Source organism: Acidovorax sp. KPB24-03, from assembly GCF_057546605.1.
Map to the genome: position 1 here is coordinate 1 of NZ_BAAJYR010000799.1, position 860 is coordinate 860.

Below are 860 nucleotides of genomic sequence, written 5' to 3' on the forward strand. Positions count from 1 at the left end.
GCTGGCCTGGTCGGTGCAGGACGCGCCCGACATCCTGGTGCGCGAGGCGCTGCGCCTGCTGGAGGGCGAAGGCGCGTGGGAGGCCAGCGCCACCGGCCCGTCTCCCCCTGCAGCGCCTGGCCGCCCGGCTGGGCGTGAGCGACCGGCACCTGCGCCGCATCTTCGAGACGGCTTTGGGCGTGTCGCCCCTGCAATACCTGCAGACGCGCCGCCTGCTGGCCGCCAAGCAGTTGCTGACCGACACGGACCTGCCCGTCACGCAGGTGGCGCTGGCCAGCGGCTTCGGCAGCGTGCGGCGCTTCAATGCGGCGTTTGCCGGGCACTACGGGCTCAATCCCACGCAGTTGCGCAAGACCGGCGCGGGCACGGCGGCGGGTGGCGCCAGCAGCACGGTGCGCCTGGCCTACCGGCCGCCCCTGGACGTGCCGGCCCTGCTGGCGTTTTTCGCCAAGCGGCAGATCCATGCGGTGGAGTCGGTGTCCACCGAGGGCGAGCAAACCCTGCGGCGCACGGTGCGGCTGGTGGCGGGCGGGCAGGTGCATGCCGGCTGGCTGAGCGCCCGGTTCGACCCCGACCGTCCCCAGGTGCTGCTGCAGACCAGCGATAACCTGCACCCGGTGCTGCCGCTGGTGATCGCGCGGGTGCGCGCCCTGCTCGACCTGGACGCCGACCCGCAGGCCATCAACGCCGTGCTGCACGGTGCCTTCCCCGAGGGCGACGGGCTGCGCGTGCCCGGCGCGTTCGACGGGTTCGAGCTGGCGGTGCGCGCCGTGCTGGGCCAGCAGATCACCGTGGCCGCGGCCCGCACGCTGGCGCAGCGGTTGATGGAGCGCTTCGGTGAGCCATCGACACACCCTGGC

The 860-nt window shown here is 73.7% G+C and carries 1 pseudogene; it reads left to right on the forward strand.

What is annotated here, in order from left to right:
* Window positions 1-860: pseudogene (locus tag AC27KI_RS26090) on the forward strand (AlkA N-terminal domain-containing protein); the annotation flags it as partial.